Genomic DNA, 26,980 nt, shown 5'->3' with positions numbered 1-26,980 from the left:
GTGCGTGAATACCTGCTGACGCTCTGCATCACGGCCGCGGTGACTTACCTGCTGACCGGCCCGGTGCGGAAGTTCGCGATCGTGGCCGGCGCCATGCCGGAGATCCGCGCCCGCGACGTGCACCGGGAGCCAACGCCCCGGCTCGGCGGTATCGCGATGTTCTTCGGGTTGTGCGCTGGCCTCCTCGTCGCCGACCACCTGCCGAATCTGAACGACGTCTTCGAGCGGTCCAACGAACCGCGCGCGCTGCTCTCCGGTGCCGCGCTGATCTGGCTGATCGGTGTCCTTGACGACAAGTTCGAGATCGACGCCCTGATCAAGCTGGGCGGCCAGATGATCGCCGCCGGTGTCATGGTCCTCCAGGGCCTGACGATCCTGTGGATCCCGGTCCCGGGCTACGGCATGGTCCTTCTCGACCAGGGCCAGGGCACGCTCCTGACGGTCGCGCTCGTCGTGATCACCATCAACGCGGTCAACTTCGTGGACGGCCTGGACGGCCTCGCCGCGGGCATGGTGTGCATCGCGGCCACGGCGTTCTTCCTCTACGCCTACCGCATCTGGTACGGCTACGGCATCGAGGCCGCCGCCCCCGCCACGCTCTTCGCCGCGATCCTGATGGGCATGTGCCTGGGCTTCCTGCCGCACAACCTCCATCCCGCCCGGATCTTCATGGGGGACTCGGGCTCGATGCTGATCGGCCTGGTGCTCGCGGCGGGCGCGATCTCCGCCACGGGTCAGATCGACGGCGACGCCCTGAGCCTGAACTTCGGGGGCACCCGCGATGCCACGCACGCGATGCTCCCGGTCTTCATCCCGCTCCTGATGCCGCTGACGATCATCGCGATCCCGTTCGCCGACCTGGTCCTCGCGATCGTGCGGCGTACGTGGAACGGGAAGTCGCCGTTCGCCGCCGACCGCGGGCACCTGCACCACCGTCTGCTCGAGATCGGCCACTCCCACAGCCGCGCGGTGCTGATCATGTACTTCTGGTCGGCGCTGATCGGCTTCGGCACGGTGGCGTACTCGGTCCACTCGGCCAGCATGTGGATTCTGCTCGTCATCGTCGCTCTGAGCGCGGTGGGCCTCGTGCTGCTCATGCTGCCGCGCTTCAGGCCGCACATCCCGCGCTGGGCGGAGTCCTTCGTGCCGCCGCGTTACCGGCGGCGCAAGGAGGCTGTGACGGACACCGCGGCGGACGGGACGCATGCGACGGACGCGGCATCGGATGACAGTCCTCCGGTCGCGTCGAGCGTCAACGGAGCGACGGCAGTTGGCACCCGCTCACACTTCGAGGATCGACACAAGGCCGAGTCGTCGAGTTGACGGCGGTCGGCAAACTCGCCCAATACCAGACAAGTTGCCGCGTCGCTTGCACATACGCGCGGATTAACTCTCATGTGTGACAGCGAGCACACCTAGCAGGTAAAGACCTCATCAAATAGTTTGTGATACCGTTCACGAAACCAGGGGATAGAGCCGAAGGACCGTAGTGCGACGGTCCATTGGCCCGAGGGACACCCTCGACCCCGGACTACGCTCGTCCATGACGACACCCTGCCCCCATCAGTAAGCGGAGCGCCGCCATGCCGTCTCAAGACACCCGAACTCTTCTTCTGTCCGCCGTACCCACTGCTGCCGCCGGTGCGATCACCGCCGCGGTCAGCGCCGTGGTCGCGGGCGGCAAGGGAGCACTCGGCGCGGTCGTCGGCACGCTGGTGGTCATCGCCTTCATGGGGCTCGGGATGTTCGTACTCCAACGCACGGCGAAATCGCTTCCGCAGTTGTTCCAGGCGATGGGGCTGATGCTCTACGTCGCCCAACTCCTGCTGCTTCTTGTCTTCGTGGCTCTCTTCAAGGACACCACGTTGTTCAACCCCAAGGCTTTCGCCGTGGGTCTTGTGGTCGCGACCGTCGTGTGGATGGCGTCGCAGGCCCGCGCGTTCATGAAAGCCAAGATCCTTTACGTCGAACCCGACTCCGAGCAGAGCGACAAGCCGGAGAAGTCGGGGTCCTCGACGTGAAGGGTAGGGCCGGGATAAATGCGCGTTCGAGATGCTGCTATCGTCCGGTGCCAACTGCGGCACAGCCGGCGCGGGCATCTGAGCTGACGCCTGCACGATCGCGAGGCTCGATGCCTGAACGCCGCGCCCACATCCGAAACACCAGTCTGGTGCCGACCCGCGGCCGCGCGCCGCGCCGACACGACAACGAGGTTGCCGTACCTATGCGTCACGCCGAAGGAGCCCGCGGTGAGTGCTGACCAAACTGAGCTCGCCTTTGACTGGAGCTGTCGGATCATGTCCGACAACGGCTGTGGCTTCCCGGCTCCTGGCCTGCACTCGTTCCTCTTCAAGCCGATCTTCGAGGTCGGCGGGTTCGAGTTCAACAAGGTCATGCTGCTCGCCCTGCTGACGACCCTCGTCGTGGTCAGCTTCTTCTATCTGGCGTTCGGCAAGGCCAAGGTCGTCCCGGGCAAGCTGCAGATGATCGGTGAGGCCGGCTACGACTTCGTACGCCGCGGCATCGTCTACGAGACGATGGGCAAGAAGGAGGGCGAGAAGTACGTCCCCCTGATGGTCTCGATGTTCTTCTTCATCTGGATCATGAACATCTGGTCCGTGATCCCGCTGACCCAGTTCCCGGTCTCGTCGGTCATCGCGTACCCGATCGTCCTCGCGGCCGTCGTCTACTTCATCTGGGTGCCTCTCACCTTTAAGCGCCACGGGTTCGTCGGCGGCTGGAAGAACATCACCGGCTACGACAACTCGCTGGGCCCGATCAAGTGGCTCGTGTCGTTCATCGAGTTTTTCTCGAACCTGCTCGTGCGTCCCTTCACGCACGCCGTGCGACTCTTCGCCAACATGTTCGCCGGTCACCTGATGCTGGTGATGTTCACCGTCGCCTCCTGGTACCTGCTGAACAGCTGGATGATCCCCGCCGCCGGTGTCTCGTTCGTGATGACCGTCGTCATGATCCTCTTCGAACTTTTCGTGCAGGCGGTCCAGGCGTACGTCTTCGTGCTCCTCTCCGCCACCTACATTCAGGGCGCTCTCGCCGAGCACCACTGAGCAAGACCCGGCTTTCCAGCCCCCAGATCGCCCGGTGGCCAACCCCCACCGGTCCATGAAAGAGAAGGAAGTAACGGCATGTCCGCGACCCTCGAACTCGCCGCAGGCGTCTCCGGCTCCCTCGGCTCCATCGGCTACGGCCTCGCCGCGATCGGCCCCGGCATCGGCGTCGGCATCGTGTTCGGTAACGGCACCCAGGCCCTGGCCCGTCAGCCCGAGGCCGCCGGTCTGATCCGCGCCAACCAGATCCTCGGCTTCGCCTTCTGTGAGGCGCTCGCCCTCATCGGCATCGTTATGCCGTTCGTGTTCGGTAAGTAGTCACTGCTTACTGACACTTTTCGACGAAAGGCATTGATGTGATCGCCAACCTGGTTCAGCTGGCGGCCGAGGAAGAGCAGAGCCCGCTCGTCCCGCCGGGTCCTGAGCTGCTCGTCGGCGCCATCGCCTTCGCCATCGTCTTCTTCTTCTTCTGGAAGAAGCTCCTCCCGAACATCAACAAGGTTCTGGACGAGCGCCGGGAGTCGATCGAAGGCGGTATCGAGAAGGCCGAGGCCGCTCAGACCGAGGCCCAGAGCGTGCTCGAGCAGTACAAGGCTCAGCTCGCCGAGGCTCGGCACGAGGCCGCGCGTCTGCGCCAGGAGGCGCAGGAGCAGGGCGCCCAGCTCATCGCTGAGATGCGTGCCGAAGGCCAGCGTCAGCGCGAGGAGATCGTGGCCGCCGGTCACGCGCAGCTCGCCGCCGACCGCAAGGCCGCCGCGCAGTCGCTGCGTCAGGACGTGGGCCAGCTGGCCACCGACCTGGCCGGCAAGCTCGTCGGTGAGTCCCTCGAGGACTCCGCCCGGCAGAGCCGCACCATCGACCGTTTCCTCGACGAGCTCGAGGAGAAGGCCGAGGCGGCTCGATGACAGCCCACGGAGCTAGCCGCGAGGCCCTGGCCGCCGCGCGCGAGCGTCTTGACGCGCTGACCGACAACACGTCGGTCGACGCCAAGCAGCTGGCGGACGAGCTGGCCTCGGTCACGGCGCTGCTGCACCGCGAGGTGTCGCTGCGCCGGGTCCTGACCGACCCGTCGCAGTCCGGTGAGGCCAAGGCAGAGCTCGCCGGGCGGCTGCTCGGCGGGCAGGTGGGCGGCGAGACCGCCGACCTGGTGGCCGGCCTGGTCCGCTCGCGCTGGTCGCAGTCGCGTGACCTGGTGGACGCCCTCGAGGAGCTCACCAACCTCGCCGAGCTGACCGGTGCGCAGAAGTCGGGCGCGCTGGACGACGTCGAGGACGAGCTGTTCCGCTTCGGCCGGATCGTCTCCTCGAACACCGGGCTCCGGTCCGCGCTGACCGACCGCGCCGCCTCGGGCGCCGCCAAGAGCGAGCTGCTGCGCAGCCTGCTCGGAGGCAGGGCCAACGAGGCCACGGAGCGGCTGGTCGAGCGCCTCGTGACCGCGCCCCGTGGACGTAGCCTGGAGTCGGGACTCGAGTCCCTCTCCAAGCTGGCCGCGGACCGTCGCAGCCGGATGGTCGCCGTCGTCACTTCCGCTGTTCCGCTCTCGGACCAGCAGAAGCAGCGCCTCGGTGCCGCCCTCGCGAAGGTCTACGGCCGCGAGATGCACCTGAACCTCGACGTGGACCCCGAGGTCCTCGGCGGGATCACGGTGCAGGTCGGCGACGAGATCATCAACGGCAGCATCGCGGACCGCCTCGAGGACGCACACCGCCGCATGGCGCGCTAGCAGTAACTCAAAACGTAGGAATGACGGCCCTAGTTGGGCCGTGCAGAGGATTCACCTCTTACTTGGGGGGAGTCCCCAGACCCCCAAAGTGAAACTTCGGGCCCAACAAGGAGAGCAGGGAACCCAGATGGCGGAGCTCACGATCCGGCCGGAGGAGATCCGGGACGCACTGGAGAACTTTGTCCAGGCGTACAAGCCGGACGCGGCCTCGCGCGAGGAGGTCGGTTCGGTCACCGTTGCCGGTGACGGTATCGCGAAGGTCGAGGGCCTCCCCTCGGCCATGGCCAACGAGCTGCTGAAGTTCGAGGACGGCACCCTCGGTCTCGCCCTCAACCTTGAGGAGCGCGAGATCGGCGCCGTCGTACTCGGCGAGTTCAGCGGCATCGAAGAGGGCCAGCCGGTCACCCGTACCGGCGAGGTCCTGTCCGTCGCGGTCGGCGAGGGCTACCTCGGCCGTGTCGTCGACCCGCTCGGCACCCCGATCGACGGCCTCGGCGAGATCGAGACGTCCGGCCGCCGCGCCCTCGAGCTGCAGGCCCCCACGGTCATGGACCGCAAGTCGGTTCACGAGCCGATGGAGACCGGCTACAAGGCCGTCGACGCGATGACCCCGATCGGCCGTGGCCAGCGTCAGCTGATCATCGGCGACCGCCAGACGGGCAAGACCGCCCTGGCCGTCGACACGATCATCAACCAGCGCGACAACTGGCGCTCGGGCGACGTGAACAAGCAGGTGCGCTGCATCTACGTCGCCGTCGGTCAGAAGGGCTCCACCATCGCCTCCGTGCGCGGTGCCCTCGAAGAGGCCGGCGCGCTTGAGTACACGACCATCGTCGCCGCCCCGGCGTCCGACCCGGCGGGCTTCAAGTACCTGGCGCCCTACACCGGTTCGGCCATCGGCCAGCAGTGGATGTACGAGGGCAAGCACGTCCTCATCATCTTCGACGACCTCTCGAAGCAGGCCGACGCCTACCGCGCCGTGTCCCTGCTGCTCCGCCGCCCGCCGGGGCGCGAGGCCTACCCGGGTGACGTCTTCTACCTGCACTCGCGTCTCCTCGAGCGCTGCGCGAAGCTCTCGGACGAGATGGGCAAGGGCTCGATGACGGGTCTCCCGATCGTCGAGACCAAGGCGAACGACGTGTCGGCGTTCATTCCGACCAACGTCATCTCCATCACCGACGGCCAGTGCTTCCTGGAGTCCGACCTGTTCAACGCCGGTCAGCGTCCGGCCTTGAACGTCGGTATCTCGGTCTCCCGTGTCGGTGGCTCCGCCCAGCACAAGGCGATCCGCCAGGTGTCGGGACGCCTCCGCGTGGACCTCGCCCAGTACCGCGAGCTGGAGGCGTTCGCCGCCTTCGGTTCCGACCTGGACGCCGCGTCGAAGGCCTCCCTCGAGCGCGGTCAGCGGATGGTCGAGCTGCTCAAGCAGGCTCAGTACCAGCCGATGGCCACCGAGGACCAGGTCATCTCCATCTGGGCCGGCACCACGGGCCGCATGGACGAGGTCCCGGTCGTCGACATCCGGCGCTTCGAGCGTGAGCTGCTCGAGTACCTGCACCGCAAGGAGCAGGGCCTGATGACCTCCATCAAGGAGGGCGGCAAGATGTCCGACGACACGATCACGGCCATCGCCGACGCCGTCGCCGAGTTCAAGAAGCAGTTCGAGACCTCGGACGGCAAGCTGCTCGGCGAGGACGCTCCGGCCGCCGTCGACGCGTCCAAGTGACGACGGAAGGGACCTGACTCATGGGAGCCCAGCTCCGGGTCTACAAGCGTCGCATCAAATCCGTCACCGCGACCAAGAAGATCACCAAGGCGATGGAGATGATCGCCGCCTCGCGTGTCGTCAAGGCACAGCGCAAGGTGACCGCCTCCACTCCGTACGCGACCGAGCTGACCCGCGCGGTCACCGCGGTGGCCACGGGTGCGAACGACAAGCACCCGCTGACCACCGAGGCCGAGGCTCCGACCCGGGCCGCTGTCCTGCTCCTCTCGAGCGACCGCGGTCTGGCCGGCGCCTTCAACTCCAACGCCATCAAGGGTGCGGAGAAGCTCACCAAGAAGTTGCAGGACGAGGGCAAGGAGGTCGACACGTACATCGTCGGCCGCCGTGGCATCGCGCACTACAACTTCCGTGAGCGGAAGATCTCCGGGCAGTGGACGGGCTTCACCGATGCCCCTTCCTACGCGGACGCCAAGGAGATCGCCGCACCCCTGATCGAGGCCATCGAGACGGACACGGCCGAGGGCGGCGTGGATGAACTCCACATCGTCTACACCGAGTTCATCTCGATGATGACGCAGGAAGCGACCGGTTCCCGGCTGCTCCCGCTGAGCCTCGACAAGGTCGCCGAGGAGGCGGGCCAGAGTGACGAGGCCCGTCCGCTGTACGACTTCGAGCCGTCGGCGGAGGACGTCCTCGACGCCCTGCTGCCGCGCTACGTCGAGAGTCGTATCTACAACGCGCTGCTCCAGTCGGCTGCTTCCAAGCACGCCGCCACGCGCCGCGCGATGAAGTCGGCGACCGACAACGCGGGTGACCTGATCAACGCTCTCACCCGTTCTGCCAACGCGGCCCGCCAGGCCGAAATCACCCAGGAAATCAGCGAGATCGTCGGTGGCTCCAGTGCCCTGGCCGACGCTTCCGCGGGGAGTGACAAGTAATGACGACCACTGTTGATACGGCCGTTGCCACGGGCCGCGTCGCCCGGGTGATCGGCCCGGTCGTCGACGTGGAGTTCCCCGTCGACGCGATGCCGGACATCTACAACGCGCTGCACGTCGAGGTGGCCGACCCGGCCAAGGACGGCGAGAAGAAGACGCTGACGCTCGAGGTCGCCCAGCACCTCGGCGACGGCATCGTCCGCGCCATCTCGATGCAGCCCACCGACGGTCTGGTCCGCCAGGCCGCGGTGACCGACACGGGCGCGGGCATCACCGTCCCCGTCGGTGACATCACCAAGGGCAAGGTGTTCAACACCCTCGGTGCGATCCTGAACCACCCCGAGGCCGAGGCCGACGTCACCGAGCGCTGGCCCATCCACCGCAAGGCCCCGGCCTTCGACCAGCTCGAGTCCAAGACCGAGATGTTCGAGACCGGCCTGAAGGTGGTCGACCTTCTCACCCCGTACGTCAAGGGTGGAAAGATCGGTCTGTTCGGTGGAGCGGGCGTCGGCAAGACCGTCCTCATCCAGGAAATGATCATGCGTGTGGCCAAGCTGCACGAGGGCGTTTCCGTGTTCGCCGGTGTCGGCGAGCGCACGCGTGAGGGCAACGACCTCATCGACGAGATGGAAGAGTCGGGCGTTCTGGACAAGACCGCCCTGGTCTTCGGCCAGATGGACGAGCCGCCGGGCACGCGTCTGCGCGTCGCCCTGGCCGGTCTGACCATGGCGGAGTACTTCCGCGATGTGCAGAAGCAGGACGTGCTGTTCTTCATCGACAACATCTTCCGCTTCACGCAGGCCGGTTCCGAGGTCTCGACCCTGCTCGGCCGCATGCCCTCCGCGGTGGGCTACCAGCCGAACCTGGCCGACGAGATGGGCCTCCTCCAGGAGCGCATCACCTCGACGCGTGGTCACTCGATCACCTCGATGCAGGCGATCTACGTCCCCGCGGACGACCTCACCGACCCGGCCCCGGCCACGACCTTCGCGCACCTCGACGCGACGACCGTGCTGTCGCGTCCGATCTCGGAGAAGGGCATCTACCCGGCGGTGGACCCGCTGGACTCGACGTCCCGCATCCTGGACCCGCGCTACATCGCGCAGGACCACTACGACGCCGCCATGCGCGTCAAGGGAATCCTGCAGAAGTACAAGGACCTCCAGGACATCATCGCGATCCTCGGCATCGACGAGCTCAGCGAGGAGGACAAGCTGGTCGTCCAGCGTGCCCGCCGCGTCGAGCGCTTCCTGTCGCAGAACACGCACGCCGCCAAGCAGTTCACCGGTCTCGACGGTTCGGACGTGCCGCTCGACGAGTCGATCGCGGCGTTCAACGCGATCATCGACGGCGAGTACGACCACTTCCCCGAGCAGGCGTTCTTCATGTGCGGTGGCATCGAGGACCTGAAGGCGAAGGCCAAGGAGCTCGGCGTCTCCTGAGTCCGTGACTCACGGGAGGGGTGGGCGAGTCCCGCCCCTCCCGGTACGCCCACTAGAATTTGACCCAACACCCGGCGAAGCCGCCGGGTGGTGACCCGAGGAGCCACCCTTGGCTGCTGAGCTGCATGTCGAGCTGGTCGCCGCGGACCGCAGTGTCTGGTCCGGCGAGGCCACCCTGGTCGTCGCGCGCACCACGTCCGGCGACATCGGCATCATGCCCGGTCACCAGCCGCTGCTCGGTGTGCTGGAGTCGGGCCCGGTGACCATTCGTACGAGTGACGGCAACACTGTCGTCGCCGCCGTCCACGGAGGATTTGTCTCCTTCGCGGACAACAAGCTCTCACTGCTTGCTGAGATCGTCGAGCTGTCGGACGAGATCGATGTCCAGCGTGCGGAGCGGGCGCTCGAGCGCGCGAAGTCGGAGGCCGACGCCTCCGCCGAGCGTCGCGCGGACGTCCGACTGCGGGCGGTGTCGTCGCGCTGAAACCGGCGCGACGGCGTTTGACGTGACTCAGCCGCGGCCAGGTCCGGAGCAATCCGGACCGGGTCGCGGCTGAGGCAATGCGGGTGCAATTCTGTTGGTCCGTTACGTAGAGGCGAGGAGGTCGGTGCCGATGATCCTCACTCTGCTCGTGTGCGGACTCGTGTTGGTCGTGCTGGTGTTGGTGGGGCTCTTCGTCTTCGGGCTGCGGCGCCGGCTCATCCAGCGCTCCGGCGGCACCTTCGACTGCAGCCTGCGCTGGAACGCCCCCGAGAAGGGCGAGACCTCCGGCAAGGGCTGGGGGTACGGGGTCGCCCGCTACAACGGCGACCGGATCGAGTGGTATCGGGTCTTCTCGTACGCTCCCCGTCCGCGGCGGACCCTGGAGCGCTCGGCCATCGAGGTCGTCGACCGCCGCGCCCCGGACGGCGAGGAGGAGCTCGCGCTGCTCTCCGACGCGATCGTCCTCGGCTGTCTGCACCGCGGCGTCCGCCTTGAGCTGGCGATGGGCGAGGACGCGCTCACTGGTTTCCTGGCTTGGCTGGAGGCGGCGCCTCCGGGGCAACGGGTCAACGTGGCGTAATCGCGCGTGACGGCATGAAGAAGCCGGGGAGAACAGGGGGCGTACCTGTTCTCCCCGGCTTCGTCTATGCGGGACGGCTACTTCAGACCGTCATTGATGGCAGACACCAACTCACCGTTCGTGGTGTCCCCGCTGAACTCCCAGAAGAAGGCGCCTCCCAGGCCCTGCTGCTTCGACCAGGCCATCTTGCTCTTGACCGTGGCGGGGGTGTCGTACGACCACCAGTTGTTGCCGCAGTGGGCGTAGGCCGTGCCGGCGATGGTGCCGTTCGCGGGGCAGGAGTTCTTGAGGACCTTGTAGTCCTCGATGCCCGCTTCGTACGTGCCCTGTGCGGCGCCCGTCGCCGTGCCGCCGGGCTCCTTCTGCGTGACGCCCGTCCAGCCGCGGCCGTAGAAGCCGATGCCGAGCAGGAGCTTCGCGGCGGGTACGCCCTTCGCCTTCAGCTTCGATATCGCGTCGGCGGAGTTGAAGCCGTCCTGCGGGATGCCGGGGTAGGAGGTGAGCGGGGAGTGCGGGGCCGTCGGGCCCTTGGCCGCCCAGGCGCCGAAGAAGTCGTACGTCATGACGTTGTACCAGTCGGCGTACTGCGAGGCGCCGCCGTAGTCGGCCGCGTCGATCTTGCCGCCGTTCGAGCCGTCCGCGGTGATGGCGGCGGTGACCAGGGCGTCCTTGCCGAACTCGGAGCGGAACGCCTGCATCATGTTCTTCATCGAGGCGGGCCCGCTGGTGTCGCAGGTCAGGCCGCAGGCGTTGGGGTACTCCCAGTCCAGGTCGATGCCGTCGAAGACGTCGGCCCAGCGCGGGTCCTCCACGAGGTCGTGGCAGGACTTGGCGAAGGCCGCCGGGTTCTTCATGGCGTCGGTGAAGCCGCCGGACCAGGTCCAGCCGCCGAAGGACCACAGGACCTTGAGGTTCGGGTGCTTGGCCTTGAGCTTGCGCAGCTGGTTGAAGTTGCCGCGCAGGGGCTGGTCCCAGGTGTCGGCCTTGCCGTCGACGGACTGGTCGGCGGTGTAGGCCTTGTCGTAGTCGGCGTAGGCGTCGCCGATCGTGCACTTGCCGCCCTGGACGTTGCCGAAGGCGTAGTTGATGTGCGTGATCTTGGCGGCGGAGGCCGAGGTGTCGATGTTCTTCACGTGGTAGTTGCGGCCGTAGACGCCCCACTGGGTGAAGTAACCGAGCTTGACCTTGTCACCGGGGCCTGGGCCCGGGTCGGTGGTGCCCGTCGTGCGCACCTTGACGGCGCCGGATGCCGGTCCCGTCTGGTCAGCGGTGTCGCGGGCCTGGACCGTGTACGAGTAGTCGGTGCCCTTGGTGAGGCCGCTGTCGGCGTACGAGGTGCCGGTCACCGTGGCGACCTTGGAGCCGTCGCGCAGGACGTCGTAGTTCTTGACGCCCTTGTCGTCGGTGGCCGCCTTCCAGGCGAGCTTCACCGAGGTGTCGGTGATGTCGGACGCGGTGGGGGTGCCGGGTGCCGAGGGCGCCTCGTCGCCGGGGACGCTGCCGCCGTCACAACTGGCGCCGTTGAGCGTGCAGTTGGATGGAGAGCCTGGGCCCGAGCCGTTGAACCCGAAGGAGACCGAGGCGCCGGGGGCGAGCGTCCCGTTCCAGCCGAGGTTCTTGGCCGTCCAGCGGTTGCCGGAGTTGGTGACGGTGGCGTCCCAGGCGGAGGACACCTTCGTGCCGGTGGGGAAGTCCCACGCGACGGACCAGGAGCTGATGGAGGTGGTTCCGGTGTTCTTGACGGTCCACTTGCCCTCGAAGCCGCTGCCCCAGTCCTGGGTCTTGGCGTACGTGGCGGTGGCCGCGGGGGCGGCTTCCGGCGCGGCTTCGGCGGGACCGCCGAGTGCGACCAGGGTGGCGAGCGGGAGCAGCAGGGTGGTGAGGCCTGCCACGGCTCTGTGTCTGAAGCGCAAGGTGCGCAAGGTGTGCTCCTCGGGTGAGATCCGGGGGTCATAGGGGGTGGATCCCTGCGCCGCCCGTGAGCACGTGGAACACGTGGGGGGAGTGCTCACCGCAGTGCGGTGAGAATAGAAAGGTCTGGACCAGCGGTCAAGAGGTCTGAACCATTGGCCGGATCGCGCCGGTCGGGCACGCCGCAGCCGGGCTCATACACCCAACTCCTGCGCGAGTACGGCGGCTTGGACCCTGCTGCGCAGCTCAAGCTTGGCGAGCAGTCGGCTGACGTGCGTCTTCACCGTCGCCTCCGCCATGTCCAGGCGGCCCGCGATCTCCGCGTTCGACAGTCCTTCGCCGAGGCACGCGAGCACCTCGCGCTCGCGGCGGGTGAGGGTGTCGAGGATGGCGGGATCGGGTCCGTTCTCGCGGCGCGCGGGCCTCGCGGTCCTCGGGGCGGCGAACTCGGCGATCAGCCGCCGGGTGACGGCCGGGGCGATCAGACCCTCGCCGCGGCCGACCGCGCGGACCGCCTCCAGGAGGTCCTTGGCCTCGGTGTTCTTCAGGAGGAAGCCGGAGGCGCCCGCACGCAGCGCGCCGAAGACGTACTCGTCGAGGTCGAAGGTGGTCAGGACGAGCACGTCCGCGAGACCGTCGGCGACGACCTGACGGGTCGCCGAGACCCCGTCCAGGCGCGGCATCTGGATGTCCATGAGCACCAGATCGGGCCTCAGTTCGCGCGCGAGCGCCACCGCTTCCTCGCCGTCCGACGCCTCGCCGACCACCTCGATGTCCGGCGCGCTGCGCAGGATCAGGACGAGCCCGGCCCGTACGGCGGACTGGTCCTCGGCGACGAGCACTCGGATCATGGGGAAGCTCCTTGGTCTGCGGGGTCGACGGGAAGGGTGGCACGGACGTCCCAGACCTTGCCGTCCGCGGTGCTCTCGGGGCCTGACTCGAAGGTGCCGCCGAGCAGTTCGGTGCGTTCCCGCATGCCGACGAGACCGGCTCCGGAACCGGGCGCGCGGGGTCCGGCGGGGGATCCGTAAGGGCTGGTCACGTGGACGTCGAGGGAGCGGGGGCGCCGGCTGAGCGTCACCGTGACCAGGCCCGGGGACGCGTGCTTGAGGGCGTTGGTCAGGGACTCCTGGACGATGCGGTACGCGGCGAGCTCGACGGGCGCGGGGAGCTTGGGTCCTTCCGGCTCGCGGGCGTCGTCGAGGGTGACGTCCAGACCATTGGTCCGGGCGTTGTCGATCAGGGAGCCGAGACCGTCCAGGGTGGGCGCGACCGTCGGCTCCCGGTCGTCGCCGGCGTCCCGCAGGATGCCGATGAGGCGGCGCATCTCGGCCAGGCCCTCGACGCTGTTCTCGCGGATCACGGCGAGGGCGTCGCGGGTGGTCCTCGGGTCGTCCAGGGAGAGCGCGGCCGTGGAGTGGATGGCGATCGCCGAGAGGTGGTTGGCGACCATGTCGTGCAACTCGCGTGCCATCCGGGCGCGTTCCGCGGTGATGGCCTGTACGCGGTCCATCTCGGCGAGCAGAGCGGTCTGTTCGGCCCGCAGCTTGGCCGCGGCGGCGGCCTCGCGGTGGTTGCGCACCAGGACGCCGGTGGCCGCGGGACCGAACGAGACGATGCCGCTCGCCACGCCGATGAGCACCGCTTCCGGCTCCTGCCACCACGCGAGCAGGCCGACCGTCAGGATCACCGTGATCGCACCGGTGGTGAGCGGGATGCGGCGGGCCGAGGCCGGTGTCCCGTACACGACGGCCGCGTACATGATGTCCGTGAACATCAGGACCGACGCCAGGTTGCCCGCCGTGAACTGGTCGAAGGTCAGCGCGAGCGTGGCGATGATCAGGGCGGTCCGCGGCATGCTCTGGCGCAGCAGCTCGACCCCGCCCAGGACGAAGAGCGGGATCAGCGACCAGTTGAGGCCGAGCAGCCGGTCGGTCTGCATGGGCAGGCCCAGCCCCCACAGCGCGAGCCCGGCGAGCACGCTGCCCACGGCGATCTGTACGTCGACGCGGTGCGGGCGGGGGAGGGACAAGACCATGCGTCCATCCAACACGGCACACGGAGGCCATGCCTGATCCTGTGGGAGGAACCGTGCGCTACATCGAAGGATGCAGTCCCGCTTCGTCACTGGTGACGATGATCCGCGGCCGGTCCACCGGGAGCCTGGAAGGGTGACCGAGAGGAGCGAACCGTGATCGTCACGCTGATCATCATCTGCGAGGTCGGATTCTGGGTGCTGCTGGCCGGCGGCCTCGCCCTGCGCTACGCGGCGAAGATGCCGCGCGCGAGCGTCGCCGTGCTGCTGTGCGAGCCGGTCCTCGAGGTCGTTCTCCTCGTCGTCACCGCGATCGACCTGAAGAACGGCGCGGAGCCGGACTGGAAGCACGGCCTCGCCGCCGTCTACATCGGCTACTCCATCGCGCTCGGCCACTACACGATCAAGTGGGTCGACGTCCGCGTCGCCCACCGGTTCGCCGGTGGGCCGCCGCCGAGCACCCCGAAGTACGGCGTCCGCCGCGCGATCCACGAGTGGGAAGTCGCCGCGCGCTGGATCGCCGCCGCCCTGATCGCCATGGCGCTGCTCCAGGGTGCGATCTGGTACGTGGGCGTGGGGAACACCGAGTCGCTGCGGGGCTGGCAGCTGCGGATGCTCTGGGTGATCGGCATCAACGTGATCATCGCGGGGTCGTACACGCTGTTCCCGAAGAAGTCACCGCCGGCAGTGCCCCATGGGGGCGCGGGGAACGGCGCGACAAGCCACGACGCGTCCGCAGACGAACAACCGACCTCCCAGCGGAGCGCCTAGCGCTCGCCGCCCGGCACCCACAGCACGTCGCCGACGTCCTTGTTCGCCGTACGGGCCAGGATGAACAGCAGGTCGGAGAGGCGGTTCAGATAGGTGGCGGTCAAGGGGTTCATGGCAGCGCCATGGACCTCGAAGGCCGTCCAGGTGGACCGCTCGGCCCGTCGCACGACCGTGCACGCCTGGTGCAGCAACGCGGCTCCCGCGGTGCCCCCCGGCAGGATGAAGCTGCGCAGCTTCTCCAGCTCCCCGTTGAAGCGGTCGCAGTCCGCCTCCAGCTTGTCGACGTAGAACTGCTCGACGCGCAGCGGGGGGTACTCCGGGTTCTCGGCGACCGGCGTCGAGAGGTCGGCGCCCACGTCGAAGAGGTCGTTCTGGACCCGGACCAGGACCTTCACGACCTCTTCGTCGAGCCCGCCGAGGGCGATCGCCGTGCCGATCGCGGCGTTGGCCTCGTTCGTGTCGGCGTACGCCGAGATCCGCGGATCGGTCTTGGCGGTCCGGCTCATGTCGCCGAGGGCCGTCGTGCCCTGGTCGCCGGTCCTGGTGTAGATGCGCGTCAGATTGACCATGAGGCCAGCCTAGTTACGCGCCCGCCTTCCGGAAGACACGTGTGCCGACCGTCACGGACCCGAGGGTGAGCGCCGCCGCCGTCAGGACGCCGTACAGCATCGCCGTACTCGCGTATTCGCCCACGTAGGCGGCCCGCACCGCGTCCACGAGGTAGCGGAACGGCATGAAGTGCGAGAGCACGTCCAGCCAGTCCGGCGCGAGCGCCATCGGCAGCATCAGTCCGGAGAGCAGCATCGAGGGCATGCTGACCGCGTTGATGACGGGGCCGAACTCGTGCGGCTTGGAGACCAGCAGCGCGAGCGCGTACGACAGTGACGCGAGGACGACCGTCAGGACCCCCACGAAGGCGAAGCCGATCAGGATGCCGGCAAGCGGCGCCCGCAGCCCCATGACCACGGCCGCGAGCACCAGGAGCACCGCCTGGAAGACGAAGAGCGCGGCATCGCGAAGGACACGCCCGAGCAGCAGCGCGAGCCGGCTGACCGGCGTCACCCGCATCCGCTCCACCACGCCGAACTGCTTCTCGATGATGATCGCGAATCCGCTGTACGAGGCGCCGAACAGGCCCAGTTGGAGCAGCAGCCCCGGCACGAGCACCTGCCAGGAGTCACCGCGCGAGCCGAGCGGCAGGTCGGTCAGGAGCGGGCCGAAGAAGAGCAGGTAGAGCAGCGGCATCAGGACGCCGAAGAGGATCTGGAACTTGGAGCGCAGGGTCTGGCGGGCGTACCGCCCGAAGATCAGCGCGGTGTCGGAGAGGAACGCAGACATGGTGAGGTCCTTGGGGCCTTGAGTTTTCCGGGGATCTAGACGGCGACGGGTGCCGTGTCCTTGGGAGCGAGGTCGCGCCCGGTGACGGCGAGGAACGTGTCCTGGAGCGAGGCGTCGATCGAGCCCCCGTACCGGAGCTTGAGTGCGCTTGGTGTGCCCTCGGCGACCACGACGCCCTTGTCGATGACGACGAGGCGGTCGCAGAGCGCGTCGGCCTCGTCGAGGTAGTGCGTGGTCAGGACGACGGTGGTGCCGTGCTCGTCGCGCAGCCGCCGCACCAGCGCCCACAGATCGGCCCTGCTGCCCGGGTCGAGCCCCGTGGTCGGTTCGTCGAGGAAGAGCACCTCGGGCCGGTGCATGAGCCCCATGGCGATGTCGAGGCGCCGCCGCTGGCCGCCGGAGAGGGTCGCGCACTTGCGGTCGAGGAGGTCGGTGAGGTCCAGGTCCGCGGCCAACTCCTGGGCGCGGGTGGCGGCTTGGGGCTTGGTCAGGCGGTAGAGGCGTCCCTGGGTGACCAGTTCCTCGCGTACGGAGATGTTGAGGTCGACGCCGCCGGACTGCGCCACGTACCCGATCCTGCGCCGTACGGCGGCCGGGTCGTGGGCCAGGTCGCGGCCCGCGACGGTGGCGGCGCCGCCGGTGGGGGCGAGGAGCGTGGTGAGCATGCGCAGCGTCGTCGTCTTGCCCGCGCCGTTCGGTCCGAGGAAGCCGAGGATCTCGCCGGGGGCGACCGTCAGGTCGATGCCGCGCACGGCTTCGACGGTGCCGCGCTTGGTACGGAAGGTCTGGGTGAGTCCGGCCGTGCTGATGATTGCCATGGCGACCACAAAAACAGAGTCGCTGTAATTTTGCAATCACTCCAAGTTTTATGACTGCCCAAGTTTTCAGTTGCCCTAGCCAGGGGTCGTAGGGTGAGGTCATGGCTGAAGGGCTCAGGGAGCGCAAGAAGCGGCAGACGAAGCAGCGGATCTCGGACATCGCGACGGGGCTCTTCCTGGAGCACGGCTTCGTCACGGTGACCGTCGCGGACGTCGCGGAGGCCGCGGACGTCTCGGTGAACACCGTCTACAACTACTTCCCGGTCAAGGAGGACCTCTTCCTCGACCGGGGCGAGGCCGTCGTCGACCGCCTGTCCGGCTACGTACGCGGCCGTCGCGAGGGGGAGTCCGCCGCCGCGGCGGTCCTGCGCGCGCTGCGCTCCGACGTGGAGGGCGTGTCGCCCCACGTCGGCCTCTTCACGGGCTGGGCCGACTTCATGAAGGTCATCACCGAGGCGCACGGACTGCGCTCCCGGCTCTGGGAGATCCAGCAGCAGGCGCTCGGGCACCTCACGAAGACTCTCGCCGAGGAGACGAAGGCCGCGGACGGCGACCCGATGCCCGGCCTGATCGCGGGTCAGCTCTCGTGGGTCCACGGCACGCTCATGGCGTGGATCGGCGACGAGATGACCAAGTGCCGCAAACCCGCGGAAGTGTCCCGTGACGCGCTCGTCCTGCTCGACGAGATGGAGGGCCTGCTCGGCGAGAAGGTCCTCAACTACGCGGTGCGCGACGCCGAATGAGGCGTACCAGTGTGATGTCCGTCATCTGAGACGTGACGCGCGTTACTTCACGGCCACAGTCGCGCTCACGACCGCTAATGTCCGCCGCAGAGGCAAACGTAAACAGCGTGTAAGCCAGGCGTGATAAGCGGTAGGGGAGTCGGAACAGTGGCACGGAAGCTCGCCGTCATCGGAGCCGGACTCATGGGGTCCGGCATCGCACAGGTCTCCGCCCAGGCGGGCTGGGACGTCGTCCTGCGTGACGTCACCGATGAGGCCCTGACCCGTGGCACCGACGGGATCAAGGCGTCGTACGACAAGTTCGTGAGCAAGGGCAAGCTCGCCGCCGAGGACGCCGAGGCGGCGCTCGGGCGCATCACGACGAGCACCGACATGGACGCCGTCGCCGACGCGGACATCGTCGTCGAGGCCGTCTTCGAGAAGCTGGAGGTCAAGCACGAGATCTTCCGCACGCTCGACAAGATCGTGCGCGAGGACGCCGTGCTCGCGTCGAACACCTCTGCCATCCCGATCACGAAGATCGCGGCCGTGACGGAGCGTCCGGAGCGCGTCGTGGGCGCCCACTTCTTCTCGCCGGTGCCGATGATGCAGCTGTGCGAGCTCGTGCGCGGCTACAAGACCAGCGACGAAACGCTCGCCCGCACACGCGAGTTCGCCGAGTCCGTCGGCAAGACCTGCATCGTGGTGAACCGCGACGTGGCGGGGTTCGTGACGACCCGTCTGATCTCGGCACTCGTCGTCGAGGCCGCCAAGCTCTACGAGTCGGGCGTCGCCACCGCCGAGGACATCGACATCGCTTGCAAGCTCGGCTTCGGCCACGCCATGGGGCCGCTCGCGACCGCCGACCTGACGGGCGTCGACATCCTGCTGCACGCCACGAGCAACATCTACACGGAGTCCCAGGACGAGAAGTTCGCGCCGCCCGAGCTGATGCGCCGGATGGTTGACGCCGGTGACATCGGACGCAAGAGCGGGCAAGGCTTCTACAAGCACTGACGTCTGTTTCCTCCTCCGCGGGGTCACCCCTCGGAGTGAATTCGGTATCGGTTCGCTTACAGACGGCAACTTCCTTGCCCATGCGGCAGTCAGTTGCAGTGACATACGCAGACGCCGTACGGAACAGACGTCACACGAAACTCAGCACTCTCGGGGAGCGCATATGCACATCAGGGGCGACCAGGCCCAGCTGGTCGTCGGGGGACGCCTCGACGTACGCAGCGCGGCGGACGCCCGAACGGTCCTGCACTCGGCCGTCGACGACGGAGCCGGTGACCTGGTGCTCGACCTGTCCGAACTCGACTCGTGGGACGCCACGGGACTCGGCGTCATCATGGGCGCGCACCGGCGCGCGGGACGGTGCGGACGCCGGCTCGTGCTCCGCAGTGTGCCGCCGCAGATGCAGCGCCTGCTCGTGGCGACCCGGCTGCACAGGATCCTTGCCATCGAGGGTGGCATCGGGGTCGAATCGCTTCCCCGTGTGTGACGGGGATCTCGCGCACAATCCTCACGAAGCTGTGACGTCTCGGACGGCGCGGTACCCCGCCCGTTCGTAGATACTGAGCGAAGGTCTAGGGTTCGGTCGCCCACCGTCATGACGAGACAGACGCCCGAGCGGGGGCACCGGACCAGAAGCGACAGCGCAGTGTGCACAAGGCCGGAGGGGGCTGTGTACACGACGCATCTGGGGGGCTTTGACCATGGACCCGATGAACCGGGGACCGGAAGAGTACGGCCATGACGGCATCAACGACGACGATTCGGCGCGTCCCGTGCGTCCACCGCGCGATCCTCTGACACCGGACTTCGGACAGCCCGCGCCCGCTCTCGCCCGCACCGTGCAGCTGGTCGCGGGCGACTTCCTGCTCACCGTGAACCCCGTCGACGGCAGCGAGATCGAACCCTGCCCGCCCGGCGAGCGGCCCGCACGGCCCGTCAAGCGCACCGCGGCCGAGCGCGCCGAGGTGCGCCGCGCCTCGGCGCCGCCCGTGCCGCCGGGACCCGCACTGCCCCGGCTGCCGCTCCTGGAGCGCCAGGAGGAGCGCGAGCGGCTCGTGCGCCTGCTCGCACGCGGGCGCTCGGTGCGCCTCACCGGGCCCGCGGGCTCGGGGCGCACATCGCTCCTGAACGCCGTCGCGGAGGACTGCGCGGACCTCGCACCGGACGGCGTCGTACGTCTCTCCGGGTATCACAAGACGCCGGCGGACCTGCTCCAGGACCTCTTCAACACGGTCTACAACGCCCCGCTGCACCGCCCCGACCGCGCCCTGCTGCTCGAACTCGTCCACGACATCGGCGCCGTCGTCGTCCTTGACGACCTGGAGTTCGGCGCCGCGGCCCTGGAGGAGTTCCTTGACGCCACTCCCGAGTGCGCCTTCCTGATCGCCGCGACCCCCGACGTCGCGGCGCCGTCGCCCGACTCGCACCTCGAAGAGGTCTTCCTCGGCGGCCTCGGCCGCAGCGGTGGCCTCGAACTCCTGGAGCGCGCCGTCGGCCGCGTCCTGACGGACGACGAGGCGGGCTGGGCGGGCGACCTCTGGTTCGAGTCGGAGGGGCTGCCCCTGCGCTTCGTCCAGGCGGGCGCCCTGCTGCGCCAGCGCGACCAGCTGCGCGCCGACCCGAACGCCTTCGACGAGTACGGCTACTACGCCGAGGGACCGGTCGACGCGCCCTTCGACGCCGAGGGCCACGACGTGCCGCTGCCCTCGCTCGCCGACGGCGCGGCGCCCGCGGTGCTGCTCGCCTCCCGCCTGAGTCCGTCGGCGCGCACCACACTGCGGTTCGCCGTCGCGCTCGGCGGGGAACTGCCGCACCAGGCGCATCTGCCCGCCCTCGTGGGGGACACCCACGCGGACGCGGCCCTCGCCGAGCTGGTCTCCACCGCGCTCGTCACGCCCGTCGGCTCCCACTACCGGCTCGCCGCCGGGGTGCGTACGCAACTGGAGGCATCCGGGTACGCGGACGACACCGCCGAGCGCGCACAGGGTGCCGCCCAGCACTACGCCTGGTGGGCCGGACACCCCTCGGTCGGCCCGGAGCGGGTCGTGGCCGAGGCGGACGCCGTGCTCGCGGCCCTCAGCGTTCTGGTGGCGGGGCAGTCCGCCTCCGGAGCGTCGGCCGGCGGGGAGGAGAGCGCCGCGGTGCTGCTCGCCCGTACGGTCGCGCCCGCCTTCGCGGGAGGGCTCGACTGGGGCGCCTGGGAGCGTGCCCTGCGGTCGGGCCAGGAGGCCGCACGGACCGCGGGTGAGGTCGCCGAAGAGGCGTACTTCCACCATGAGCTCGGCATCCTCGCGCTCTGCGGCGGACAGCTCGACCGGGCCCGCGTCGAGCTGGAGGCCTCCGTCGGCCTGCGCGGCGCGCTCGCCGACAAGCGGGGCACGATCGCGGGCCGCAGGGCCCTCGCCCTGGTCGCCGACCGCTCGGGCGGCGTGATCCCGGGCGCGAGCCCGGCGGCGGGCGAGGAGATGCCCGACGCGCGCCACGACGAATCGGCGTCGCCCCCCGGCGGCGTACCGGCGGCGTTCGCGCTGCCCGCACCGCCTCCCGAGCCCGAGACCCTGGTCACCCGCAACGCCGCGCCCCCGGTGGGCGCGAGCCCGGCCCCGACCCGGCGTTCCATCGTCAACGGCACCCGGCGCAACCTCGTGGCGGCGGGCGCGGGAGCCCTCCTCGCCGCGGTGCTCGGCACGGTGGTGACCCTCGGCGCGACATCCGACGGCGACAACGACCCGCCGGACAAGGTCAAGACGGAGCAGTCGGCGAGCGAGGACCGGGACGACGACGGCCTGACCGCCGACAAGCCGGCCAAGGACTCGACCAGCCGTCCGGACAGCGACGGCCCGGACAACGTCCCCGGCACCGCCGACGACGGCACCCCGAGCGAGAGCGGCGAACCGTCGGACGAGCCGAGCGACAGCGGGAAGCCGTCCGACAAGCCGACGGACAAGCCGACGACGAAGCCCCCGACGACCAAGCCGCCCACGACGAAGCCCCCGACCACCAAGCCGCCGACCACGAAGCCGCCCACGACGAAGCCGCCGACCACCCCGCCGCCGACGACACCGCCGCCGACGACGCCGACGCCGGACCCGCCGTCGTCCCCGGACACCTCGAACTCGGCGAGCGGCCCCGCGAGCAGCCCGGCGACGAGCGACAGCGCGTCCGGCTCGGCGTCGACGATCTGACGCGCGTGGGGGTCTTGCGCGCGTGAGGGTCTGACGTACGTACGTACATGAGGGCCGGGTCCACAGGACCCGGCCCTCATGTACGTGACGGAAACTTCTAGAACAGCCGCAGCTTGTCGTCCTCGATGCCGCGCATCGCGTTGTAGTCCAGGACGGCGCAGCCGATGCCGCGGTCGGTGGCGAGCACGCGGGCCTGCGGCTTGATCTCCTGGGCGGCGAAGATGCCCTTGACGGGAGCCAGGTGCGGGTCGCGGTTCAACAGCTCCAGATAACGGGTGAGTTGCTCGACTCCGTCGATCTCGCCGCGCCGCTTGATCTCTACGGCGACGGTCTGTCCGTCGGCGTCGCGGCAGAGGATGTCCACCGGGCCGATCGCCGTCATGTACTCGCGCCGGATCAGTGAGTAGCCCTCGCCGAGCGTCTCGATCCGGTCGGCGAGCAGTTCCTGAAGGTGTGCTTCCACGCCGTCCTTGATGAGGCCGGGATCGACGCCCAGTTCGTGCGAGGAATCGTGCAGGATCTCTTCCATCGTGATGATGAGTTTCTCGCCCGCCTTGTTCACGACGGTCCACACGCCCGCGTCGTCCCCCGACCCCTCCTTCAAGGTGCAGGGCGGGGACATCCAGTTGAGAGGTTTGTAGGCCCGGTCGTCCGCGTGGATCGAGACACTGCCGTCCGCCTTCACAAGGATCAGGCGAGGGGCCGACGGGAGATGGGCTGTGAGCCTGCCCGCGTAATCCACGGAGCATCGGGCAATGACGAGACGCATGGGGCGCAACGCTACTCGACCCCAGGTGGTCCGCGCGATTCCTCCGGCGATGGCCCTGTTCGATCCTGGCCGGTTATGTTCCCAATCTCCTGGTGCAGCGCGGGTCCGGTGCTTACCGTATAAGCAGGAGGTCGCCGTGCATGCACGCTGCGTGCACGGGCTCCTGCCCTGTCCGGAAGCCCCCGCTCCCCGGGGGTGCGAGAGGAGAACCCATGTCGCTCGACGTCTCACCGGCACTGTTGGAACAGGCCGAGCGAGGCGAGGTCGATGAAGCGGAATTCGTCGACTGCGTCCGGACCTCCCTGCCTTACGCCTGGGAGATGATCAGCTCCCTGGTGGCCCAGCTGAAGGTTGACGGCGGCGAGTTCGCCGACAACCAGACGCCGCCGCCGAGTGAGCAGGCACGCGGACAGCTCCTGCGGGCGCTGGCGAGTGACGCGATTCGCGGCGCTCTGCAGCGCCACTTCGGAGTCCGTCTCGCATTCCAGAACTGCCACCGTGTGGCGGTGTTCCCGTTGGATGCATCCGTGGACGACAGGCTCGCCCGGTTCACCTCGATCCGGGGCCAGCTGCTCAACCAGTCACCCGAACTGCGGGACTGCTGAGGCCTTTTGCTGCCGCTCCGTACGCGGGAGGTGTTCTGGTACAGGAGCGGCAGCTCCCCGCCCCGGCGGCTCAGCCGAGCTGGGGCAGCACTTCGGCGCCCAGCCGCCGGACGTTCTCCTCCGTCGTCGCCAGGTCGCCCGAGCCCTCGACGAGCAGCGCGAAGCGGGTGATCCCCGTGCGCTCCGAGGTCGCCGCGATCCGGTCGGCACACAACTGCGGCGTCCCCACCGGGTGCAGTCCGCAGAGCAGCTCCGTGTACGCGAGCGGGTCCCGCATGGCCCGTGCCCGGCCGTCGACCGTGACGTGCGCGTCGAGCCCTTGCTTGAGCCACCCCGGCATCGCCTTCTGCAGCGTCTCCGCCGCGTCCAGGCGCCGGTCCGCGATCTGCGCGACCCCGGCGGAGACGTGCGCGGCCCTCAGGACCTCCTCCGGCGTGCGCCCCGCGGCGCGCGCGTGCCTCTGCCACAACGCCACCATTTCGGCCTTCTCCTCGTCGCCGACGTGCATGCCGAGCAGCATCGGCAGACCGCGTTCCGCGGCGCGCCGCACGCTGGCCGGCGAGGTGCAGGCGACGATCACCTCGGGCCCGCCGGGCGTCTCCCCGGCATCCTCGCCGGAGCCGCTCAGCGCCTCCTGGGGCCGCGGCACCACGGCGACCTCGCGGAACGGGAAGCGGGCCGCGTCACTCGCGACCCGGGGCTCGGTCAGCCACCGCAGCAGCAGGTCGAGGGACTCCGGGAAGCCCTTCTCGTACGCGTCGAGGCCGGACCCGAAGACCTCCAGGTCCACCCATGGCCCGCCGCGCCCCACACCCAGCGAGAAGCGCCCGCCGGACGTCAGGTGCAGCAGGGCCGCCTGCTCGCCCAGGGCGACGGGATGAACCGTCGGCAGGACGCTCACGGCGGTGCCGACCCGGATGCGCCGCGTACGCCCGAGAAGAAGGGCGGCCAGGGTCACGGCGGACGGACACGTGCCGTACGGCACGAAGTGGTGCTCGGCGAGCCAGACCGAGTCGAGGCCCGCCTCCTCGGCCACCTCGGCGGACCGCACCGCACGGTGCAGCGCCTCCCCCTGCCCCTGTCCGGGGAACTGGGCGGCCAGAACAAAACTACCTACACGCATCGCACTCCTGCCTCCTTGGCGCCGACGCAGGCACTCCCCCTACGGGCAACAACGCATGACACGTGCCAAAGGCACGGCTTGGCATGAAGATTGACGGATTTTCTGCGAAATGCAGGGGGGATCTGTGGGGGTTGGTGCAGGACGCCTACCCGGGTCCGCGCCGCGTAGGCTGGACTCACCCCTGGCCCCCGTACATCCCGTGAGGTGTCCCATGTCCCCGCGTCGCAACCGCCCGAAGGGCGCCGGAGAAGACAGTCCGCGCATGGACGGGGAAGCGACGGGCCGCTACGGCGGCTTCCAGTCCACCGAGAGCTGGCAGGGCGAGCAGTGGAGCCTGCGGCACGTCGCGGGCGCGAGCGCGGCCGGCAAGACCTACCGCTGCCCCGGCTGCGACCAGGAGATCCCCTCCGCGCTCGCGCATGTGGTGGCCTGGCCCGAGCACTCCGGGGTCGACGAGCGCAGGCACTGGCACAAGGCCTGCTGGAATGCGAAGGACCGCCGCACCACGCGGGTGCAGCGGTCCCGTAACGCGCCGAGGTACTGAGACCCCGGGAGGCGGCTATACGTCGCGCTTCTCCAGGAGGGCGAAGGCACCGACGATCGCGGCTGCCGTCACGCCGACGAGCAGCAGCAACTGCGAGGTGCCGCCGCCCTCGCCGTCCATCTCGAAGATCTTGGCGAGCGAGTTGATGGCGTTGTAGTCCAGCATCTTCTCGCCGAGCGGGCGCGTGCCTTCGGAGATCATCAGGAACACGGGCAGGATCGCGGGGACCAGGACCACGCCGAGCATCGCGGTGATCGCACCCGCGGAGTGCCGCAGCATCGATCCGGCGGCGAGTGCGAGGACGCCCAGGAGCGAGACGTAGAGCCCGCCCTTGAGGACCGTGCCCGCCCAGGCGACGTCGCCGGCCTCGGGGCCGCTGTGCATCCCCGACGTCATCAGGCCCACCAGGAGCACGGAGCCCGCCGAGACGACGAAGGCGATCACGAAGAAGATCATGATCTTGGCGGTGAGCACGCGGTAGCGCTGCGGGGACGCCGTGAACGTCGTACGGATCATGCCCGTGCCGTACTCGGACGACGTCACCAGCACGCCGAGCGTGATCAGGCAGATCTGGCCGAGCACCAGACCGAAGAAGGCCGGGATGGTGAACGGCACGTCCGCGTAGTCCCGGTCCTCGGTCTGCCCGGCCACGAGCAGGCCGATGCCGACGACCAGGAGGAAGAAGACGCCGAGGGTCCACATCGTCGAGCGGACGGACTTGATCTTCGTCCACTCGGAGGCCAGGGCGTTGCCGAGGTGGGTCTTCTTGACCGGGATCGGCGAGGTGTAGGCGTTGTTCATCGCCTGCTGCCAGGCGGAGGGCGGCGCGGGGGCGGCCGGCGGGGGAGCCATCGGCGCGCCTTGCGGCACGGGGGCACCGGCCTGTGCGTAGGCCTGCTGAGGTGCCTGCTGGGGCTGCGCCTGCGGCTGCGGAGTCGGAGGCGTGGTCATCGGGGGTCCTCGCTGTCGCGCTTGGTCATGTCGGGGGCGGGAGCAGGGGCGGGCGCAGAGGCGGGCGCCTGCGGGGCGGCGGTCGCGTACGGGTTCGGGGTGCCCTGCGGTGCGCCCTGCGGTGCACCCTGCGGCATCGCGAAGGGCTGGCCGCCCTGCTGGGGCGACGGCGGTGCGTACCACCCGGGCTGGCCCTGTCCGGGCACCGGCATCTGCTGCGGCGGCATCGCGCCCGGCGGCAGCTGCTGCTGGAGGCCGGCGCGCTGGTCGACGGTCGAGCGGTAGTCGACGGCGCCCTGCGTCATCCGCATGTACGCCTCTTCCAGCGAGGCCTGGTGCGGGGAGAGCTCCCACACGCGGACGTCCGCGTCGTGCGCGAGGTCGCTGATGCGGGGGAGCGGAAGGCCGGTCACGCGCAGCGCGCCGTCCTGCTCGGGCATGACCTGGCCGCCGGCCTCGCTCAGCGCGGCGGACAGCTTCTCGCGCTGCTGCACGTCGCCTTCCGGCGTACGCACCCGGGCGAAGTCGGCGGAGTTGTGCGAGATGAAGTCCTTGACGCTCATGTCCGCGAGCAGCTGCCCGCGGCCGATCACGATCAGGTGCTCGGCGGTGAGGGCCATCTCGCTCATGAGGTGCGAGGAGACGAAGACCGTGCGGCCCTCGGCGGCGAGGGACTTCATCAGGTTCCTCACCCAGAGGATGCCCTCGGGGTCGAGGCCGTTGACCGGCTCGTCGAAGAGCAGCACCTGCGGGTCGCCGAGCAGGGCGGCGGCGATGCCGAGGCGCTGGCCCATGCCGAGCGAGAAGCCCTTGGAGCGCTTCTTCGCCACCTCCTGGAGGCCCACCACGCCGAGCACCTCGTCGACCCGGCGGGCCGGGATGCCGGAGAGCTGCGCGAGGCACAGGAGGTGGTTACGGGCGTGCCGGCCGCCGTGCACCGCCTTGGCGTCGAGCAGCGCACCGACCTGGCGGGGGGCGTTGGGGAGCTTGCGGTACGGGTAGCCGCCGATCGTCACCTGGCCCGTGGTGGGTTGGTCGAGCCCGAGGATCATGCGCATGGTCGTCGACTTGCCGGAGCCGTTCGGGCCCAGGAAGCCGGTGACCGTGCCGGGTCGCACCTGAAAGGAAAGGTTGTACACGGCTGTCTTGGCGCCGTAGCGCTTCGTCAGGCCGACTGCCTCGATCATTCTCCGCACCCATCGAATGGTTCAGGACGTCGGGGCACACGCC

28 protein-coding genes are annotated in these 26,980 nt (G+C 69.0%); 18 read left to right on the top strand and 10 right to left on the bottom strand.

The annotated features are described in order from the left end of the window. From ACWD02_RS08345 to ACWD02_RS08295, 11 genes are all read left to right on the top strand, one after another. Positions 1 to 1,323, top strand: coding sequence for an MraY family glycosyltransferase (locus tag ACWD02_RS08345; protein ID WP_451206120.1), 1,323 nt, complete (start codon positions 1 to 3; stop codon positions 1,321 to 1,323). 260 nt (positions 1,324 to 1,583) lie between these two features. After that, positions 1,584 to 2,021: a hypothetical protein gene (locus ACWD02_RS08340; RefSeq protein WP_451206116.1), complete on the top strand. Its 438-nt coding sequence runs from the start codon at positions 1,584 to 1,586 to the stop codon at positions 2,019 to 2,021. A 276-nt stretch (positions 2,022 to 2,297) separates the two neighbouring features. Next, positions 2,298 to 3,068, top strand: a complete 771-nt coding sequence (gene atpB, locus ACWD02_RS08335; RefSeq protein ID WP_451207408.1) for a F0F1 ATP synthase subunit A — start codon at positions 2,298 to 2,300, stop codon at positions 3,066 to 3,068. A 78-nt stretch (positions 3,069 to 3,146) separates the two neighbouring features. Then, positions 3,147 to 3,386 (top strand): ATP synthase F0 subunit C, encoded by a 240-nt coding sequence (gene atpE, locus ACWD02_RS08330; RefSeq protein ID WP_055564408.1) that lies wholly within the window; start codon positions 3,147 to 3,149, stop codon positions 3,384 to 3,386. A gap of 38 nt (positions 3,387 to 3,424) precedes the next feature. Beyond that, positions 3,425 to 3,973 carry a F0F1 ATP synthase subunit B gene (locus ACWD02_RS08325; protein ID WP_451206113.1) on the top strand — a complete coding sequence of 183 codons (549 nt, stop codon included), beginning with the start codon at positions 3,425 to 3,427 and terminating at the stop codon, positions 3,971 to 3,973. Then, entirely contained in the window at positions 3,970 to 4,791 is an 822-nt protein-coding gene (locus ACWD02_RS08320; RefSeq protein ID WP_451206109.1) for a F0F1 ATP synthase subunit delta, read from the top strand. Before ACWD02_RS08325 ends, ACWD02_RS08320 begins: the two co-directional genes overlap by 4 nt. A gap of 127 nt (positions 4,792 to 4,918) precedes the next feature. After that, positions 4,919 to 6,517 carry a F0F1 ATP synthase subunit alpha gene (gene atpA, locus ACWD02_RS08315; protein WP_451206106.1) on the top strand — a complete coding sequence of 533 codons (1,599 nt, stop codon included), beginning with the start codon at positions 4,919 to 4,921 and terminating at the stop codon, positions 6,515 to 6,517. A gap of 20 nt (positions 6,518 to 6,537) precedes the next feature. After that, complete coding sequence (locus tag ACWD02_RS08310; protein WP_399394775.1) at positions 6,538 to 7,455, top strand: F0F1 ATP synthase subunit gamma; 918 nt, start codon at positions 6,538 to 6,540, stop codon at positions 7,453 to 7,455. Further along, a complete protein-coding gene (gene atpD / locus ACWD02_RS08305; RefSeq protein ID WP_451206103.1) occupies positions 7,455 to 8,897 on the top strand; it encodes a F0F1 ATP synthase subunit beta in 1,443 nt (480 codons plus the stop codon). Before ACWD02_RS08310 ends, atpD begins: the two co-directional genes overlap by 1 nt. A 109-nt stretch (positions 8,898 to 9,006) precedes the next feature. Then, positions 9,007 to 9,381 (top strand): F0F1 ATP synthase subunit epsilon, encoded by a 375-nt coding sequence (locus ACWD02_RS08300; RefSeq protein ID WP_451206100.1) that lies wholly within the window; start codon positions 9,007 to 9,009, stop codon positions 9,379 to 9,381. Between the two features lie 130 nt (positions 9,382 to 9,511). Then, a complete protein-coding gene (locus tag ACWD02_RS08295; protein WP_190081931.1) occupies positions 9,512 to 9,961 on the top strand; it encodes a DUF2550 domain-containing protein in 450 nt (149 codons plus the stop codon). Positions 9,962 to 10,038: 77 nt separating this feature from the next. Here the strand turns inward: ACWD02_RS08295 and ACWD02_RS08290 are convergent, their stop codons facing one another. The 3 genes from ACWD02_RS08290 to ACWD02_RS08280 form a co-directional block, all read right to left on the bottom strand. Then, complete coding sequence (locus ACWD02_RS08290) at positions 10,039 to 11,874, bottom strand: glycosyl hydrolase family 18 protein (protein WP_451207405.1); 1,836 nt, start codon at positions 11,872 to 11,874, stop codon at positions 10,039 to 10,041. Positions 11,875 to 12,066: 192 nt separating this feature from the next. Then, positions 12,067 to 12,723 carry a response regulator gene (locus tag ACWD02_RS08285; protein WP_451206097.1) on the bottom strand — a complete coding sequence of 219 codons (657 nt, stop codon included), beginning with the start codon at positions 12,721 to 12,723 and terminating at the stop codon, positions 12,067 to 12,069. Beyond that, complete coding sequence (locus ACWD02_RS08280; RefSeq protein WP_451206094.1) at positions 12,720 to 13,910, bottom strand: sensor histidine kinase; 1,191 nt, start codon at positions 13,908 to 13,910, stop codon at positions 12,720 to 12,722. Before ACWD02_RS08280 ends, ACWD02_RS08285 begins: the two co-directional genes overlap by 4 nt. A gap of 153 nt (positions 13,911 to 14,063) precedes the next feature. Between ACWD02_RS08280 and ACWD02_RS08275 the strand changes: the two genes are divergently transcribed. Next, a complete protein-coding gene (locus tag ACWD02_RS08275) occupies positions 14,064 to 14,678 on the top strand; it encodes a hypothetical protein (protein ID WP_451206091.1) in 615 nt (204 codons plus the stop codon). Here ACWD02_RS08275 and ACWD02_RS08270 read toward each other — a convergent pair. The 3 genes from ACWD02_RS08270 to ACWD02_RS08260 are packed head-to-tail and all read right to left on the bottom strand — an operon-like array spanning position 14,675 to position 16,834. Then, positions 14,675 to 15,247 carry a cob(I)yrinic acid a,c-diamide adenosyltransferase gene (locus tag ACWD02_RS08270; RefSeq protein WP_451206088.1) on the bottom strand — a complete coding sequence of 191 codons (573 nt, stop codon included), beginning with the start codon at positions 15,245 to 15,247 and terminating at the stop codon, positions 14,675 to 14,677. The genes ACWD02_RS08275 and ACWD02_RS08270 overlap by 4 nt on opposite strands. Positions 15,248 to 15,260: 13 nt before the next feature. Beyond that, positions 15,261 to 16,016 (bottom strand): ABC transporter permease, encoded by a 756-nt coding sequence (locus ACWD02_RS08265; RefSeq protein ID WP_451206085.1) that lies wholly within the window; start codon positions 16,014 to 16,016, stop codon positions 15,261 to 15,263. A gap of 35 nt (positions 16,017 to 16,051) precedes the next feature. Next, positions 16,052 to 16,834 carry an ABC transporter ATP-binding protein gene (locus ACWD02_RS08260; protein ID WP_451206083.1) on the bottom strand — a complete coding sequence of 261 codons (783 nt, stop codon included), beginning with the start codon at positions 16,832 to 16,834 and terminating at the stop codon, positions 16,052 to 16,054. Positions 16,835 to 16,935: 101 nt separating this feature from the next. Here ACWD02_RS08260 and ACWD02_RS08255 point away from each other — a divergent pair, with 101 nt between their 5' ends. From ACWD02_RS08255 to ACWD02_RS08240, 4 genes are all read left to right on the top strand, one after another. Continuing rightward, complete coding sequence (locus tag ACWD02_RS08255; protein ID WP_451206081.1) at positions 16,936 to 17,577, top strand: TetR/AcrR family transcriptional regulator; 642 nt, start codon at positions 16,936 to 16,938, stop codon at positions 17,575 to 17,577. A gap of 147 nt (positions 17,578 to 17,724) precedes the next feature. Next, positions 17,725 to 18,573 (top strand): 3-hydroxyacyl-CoA dehydrogenase family protein, encoded by an 849-nt coding sequence (locus tag ACWD02_RS08250; protein ID WP_361049968.1) that lies wholly within the window; start codon positions 17,725 to 17,727, stop codon positions 18,571 to 18,573. A gap of 163 nt (positions 18,574 to 18,736) precedes the next feature. Continuing rightward, positions 18,737 to 19,060, top strand: coding sequence for an STAS domain-containing protein (locus ACWD02_RS08245; RefSeq protein WP_160507247.1), 324 nt, complete (start codon positions 18,737 to 18,739; stop codon positions 19,058 to 19,060). A 214-nt stretch (positions 19,061 to 19,274) separates the two neighbouring features. Beyond that, a complete protein-coding gene (locus tag ACWD02_RS08240; protein WP_451206078.1) occupies positions 19,275 to 21,758 on the top strand; it encodes an ATP-binding protein in 2,484 nt (827 codons plus the stop codon). A gap of 97 nt (positions 21,759 to 21,855) precedes the next feature. On the opposite strand, the gene nucS is transcribed toward ACWD02_RS08240, so the two are convergent. Further along, positions 21,856 to 22,527, bottom strand: a complete 672-nt coding sequence (nucS, locus tag ACWD02_RS08235; protein WP_363209304.1) for an endonuclease NucS — start codon at positions 22,525 to 22,527, stop codon at positions 21,856 to 21,858. A 212-nt stretch (positions 22,528 to 22,739) separates the two neighbouring features. Here nucS and ACWD02_RS08230 point away from each other — a divergent pair, with 212 nt between their 5' ends. Next, a complete protein-coding gene (locus ACWD02_RS08230) occupies positions 22,740 to 23,132 on the top strand; it encodes an SCO5389 family protein (protein WP_361049961.1) in 393 nt (130 codons plus the stop codon). Between the two features lie 70 nt (positions 23,133 to 23,202). Here ACWD02_RS08230 and ACWD02_RS08225 read toward each other — a convergent pair whose 3' ends face one another. Next, positions 23,203 to 24,255 carry an LLM class flavin-dependent oxidoreductase gene (locus ACWD02_RS08225; protein ID WP_451206075.1) on the bottom strand — a complete coding sequence of 351 codons (1,053 nt, stop codon included), beginning with the start codon at positions 24,253 to 24,255 and terminating at the stop codon, positions 23,203 to 23,205. 211 nt (positions 24,256 to 24,466) lie between these two features. Between ACWD02_RS08225 and ACWD02_RS08220 the strand changes: the two genes are divergently transcribed. Next, positions 24,467 to 24,799 carry an ATP/GTP-binding protein gene (locus tag ACWD02_RS08220; RefSeq protein WP_451206072.1) on the top strand — a complete coding sequence of 111 codons (333 nt, stop codon included), beginning with the start codon at positions 24,467 to 24,469 and terminating at the stop codon, positions 24,797 to 24,799. 15 nt (positions 24,800 to 24,814) lie between these two features. Here ACWD02_RS08220 and ACWD02_RS08215 read toward each other — a convergent pair whose 3' ends face one another. After that, the gene (locus tag ACWD02_RS08215; protein ID WP_451207402.1) at positions 24,815 to 25,651 is read right to left on the bottom strand and encodes an ABC transporter permease; all 837 of its coding nucleotides are present in this window, start codon (positions 25,649 to 25,651) and stop codon (positions 24,815 to 24,817) included. A 95-nt stretch (positions 25,652 to 25,746) separates the two neighbouring features. Next, positions 25,747 to 26,937, bottom strand: coding sequence for an ATP-binding cassette domain-containing protein (locus ACWD02_RS08210; RefSeq protein ID WP_451206069.1), 1,191 nt, complete (start codon positions 26,935 to 26,937; stop codon positions 25,747 to 25,749). Positions 26,938 to 26,980: the final 43 nt, after the last annotated feature.

This window comes from Streptomyces sp. NPDC002853, from assembly GCF_053591915.1.
The sequence above is the reverse complement of the archived record's forward strand: the minus strand, read 5'-3'. Positions and strand labels throughout refer to the sequence as shown.